Origin of the sequence: Geminicoccus sp., assembly GCF_035556675.1 — a bacterium.
Lineage (GTDB): Bacteria > Pseudomonadota > Alphaproteobacteria > Geminicoccales > Geminicoccaceae > Geminicoccus.
Map to the genome: position 1 here is coordinate 1 of NZ_DATMFZ010000049.1, position 2,784 is coordinate 2,784.

Genomic DNA, 2,784 nt, shown 5'->3' on the forward strand with positions numbered 1-2,784 from the left:
AGGGCAAGAGCCACGTGGTCGCGATCACCTGGGAGGCGAACGATCCCAGGCGCGCGGCCGAGGTAGCCAACGAGGTGGCCGAGGCGTTCGTCACCGCGCGCATCGCCCAGAAGCTGGAGGCGGCGGGCCGGGTAGAGGAGCGGCTGGCCGAGCGCCGCCGCCAGCTGCGCGACGCCCTCTCGAGTGCCGAGGCCCGGCTGGAGCAGGCGCGCGCTGCCGCCGGGCCTACCCTGGTGGCGGCACTCGGCAGCGGCGAGGACCAGCTCAATGCGCTTTCGCGCGAGCTGGTCGAGGCGCGGATCGAAGCGGAGACCCGCGAGGTCCGCTCCACGCGGCTGAAGGACGCCGCCAGGCGTGGCCAGGGACTCCTGGGTGCCGAGGAAAGCCAGCCGTCGCCCTACCAGGCCCTGCTGGCGCTGGATGCCGCCGCGGCCCGCGAGGAGGCGGAGCTGCTCGCCCAGTATGGCGAGCGTCATCCGCGTGTGGTCGACCTGCGCAGCCGGCGCAAGGAGCTGGCCCGCAAGCTCGCCTCGGCGGAAGGCCAGATGCTGCAGAAGCTCGACATGGAGGCGGAGATGGCGCGGGTGCGGGCCGATGGCTTGGCCCGCCAGCTCGAGGCGATCAAGGGCGATGCCGCGGGCATGGCCAGCAGCCGCCAGGAGCTTGCGGCCCTGGAGGAGGAGGCACGCGCCCGGCGCCAGGCGCACGACGCGTTCGAGCTGAAGGCCCAGGAGATCTCCCAGCGCCTGGCCGGGCAGGCCCCGGATGCGCGGATCGTGTCCGAGGCGGTGCCGCCCGCCACCCCTGCCTACCCCAAGCCCGGCACCTTCATGTCGGTGGGCGGCAGCGTCGGCCTGCTCCTGGCCGGGCTGTTCGTGTGGTTCACCGAGGCGCGCGACCGCACCGTGCGCACCGCCCGCGCGCTGGAGGAAGTGACCGGGCTGGTGACGGTCGCGATGGTGCCGCAGCTCGTGCGCAAGGCGGAGCGGCTCCGCCCGCACGACGTGGCGCTCGACCAGCCGCTCGGCCGCTACAGCGAGGCCTTGCGCGACATGCTGGCGGCGGTGACCGGGCCGCTCGACCGGCCGGAAGGACGCGGCACCGCGGTGCTGGTGACCTCGGCGGTCCCCGACGAGGGCAAGACCACCACCGCCATCTCGCTGGCGCGCCTGGCCGCGGCGGAAGGGCTGAAGGTCGTGCTGATCGACGGTGACCTGCGCCATCCCTCCGTGCTGGGCCGCCTGGGCCTCCCGCCCGGCCCCGGCCTGCAGGAGATCCTGGCCGGCAAGGCCACGCTGGAGCAGGCGCTGCGCACCGACCATCGCTCCGCCCTGCGCATCCTGCCGGGCAGTGCCGCCGCGCGCACGGCCCTGGCCAGCCAGAGCGGCGAGCGGCTGCGCCAGGTCGTCCAGTCGCTCACACGGGACGTCGACCTGGTGGTGGTGGACGCCGCCCCGGCGCTCGCGGTGGCCGACACCAGGCTGCTGGCGCGCGCGGTCGACCGCGTCCTGCTGCTGGCCCGCTGGGGCCAGACCAGCGACCGGCTGATCGGCCGGGCCGCTGCCGAGCTGCGTGAGGTCGGCGCACCGCTCGCCGGTGCGGTGCTGACCGCGGTGGATCTCAGCCGCCAGCCGCTCTACGGCCTGGACGACCGGACCTTCGCCTATGTGAAGCACGCGCGCTATTACGCGGCCTGAGACCTGACTGCCGGATCGGGGTGACTGCGCCGGTGGAATCGGGCGCGCGATCCTGGTAACGAGCGGGTCCCCCGTGCCGGGACTGCCCGGCGCGGCGGGCGGCCGTGGCAGGACGCCACTAAGACTCGCCCGAACCCGAATGCCAGGAAACGGTCCCTTGTCCCCGACCCTCGCCCTCCACGACACCGCGACCCGCGCCAAGCGGCCGTTCGCGCCGATCCGTCCGGACCGGGTGGGCCTCTATGTCTGCGGACCGACCGTCTATGACCGGATCCATATCGGCAACGCCCGGCCGCTGATCGTCTTCGACGTGCTGAGCCGGCTGCTCCGTCACCTCTTCAAGGAGGTGACCTATGTCCGCAACATCACCGATGTCGACGACAAGATCATGGACCGCGCCGCGGAGCGCGGCGTGCCGATCGCGGAGGTGACCGAGAGTACCACTCGGCAGTTCCACGCGGACGCCGCCGCACTCGGCTGCCTGCCGCCGGATCACGAGCCGCGTGCCACCGAGCACATCGCCGGCATGATCCGGATCATCGAGGCGCTGATCGCGAACGGCCATGCCTATGCCAAGGACGGCCACGTCCTGTTCCACGTGCCGTCCTTTGCCGAGTATGGCCGGCTGTCCGGCCGCGACCGCGACGAGCAGGTAGCCGGGGCCCGGGTCGAGGTGGCGCCCTACAAGCAGGATCCGGCCGACTTCGTGCTCTGGAAGCCGTCGGCTGCCGACCAGCCCGGCTGGGACAGTCCCTGGGGCCGCGGCCGGCCCGGCTGGCACATCGAGTGCTCGGCCATGTCCGAGCATCACCTGGGCGTGCCGTTCGACATCCATGGCGGCGGGATCGACCTGACCTTCCCGCACCACGAGAACGAGATCGCCCAGACCCGCTGCGCGCATGGCCTCGGCCGGATGGCGAATTTCTGGCTGCACAACGGCTTCGTCACCGTGAACGGCGAGAAGATGGCCAAGTCGCTCGGCAACTTCACCACCGTCGCGGACGTACTGGCGAAGGCGCCCGGCGAGGCGGTGCGCCTTTGGACGCTCGGCACCCATTACCGCTCGCCGCTCGACTTCAGCTGGGAG

The 2,784-nt window shown here is 72.5% G+C and carries 2 protein-coding genes; both read left to right on the forward strand.

Annotation, left to right across the window (positions count from 1 at the left end):
* The coding region (locus VNS22_RS03675; protein ID WP_325729725.1) for an AAA family ATPase at nt 1–1,697 on the forward strand (1,697 nt) is incomplete at its 5' end.
* Between the two features lie 157 nt (nt 1,698–1,854).
* Nucleotides 1,855–2,784 (forward strand): cysteine--tRNA ligase (gene cysS, locus VNS22_RS03680; RefSeq protein ID WP_325729727.1); only part of this gene is annotated, 930 nt, incomplete at its 3' end.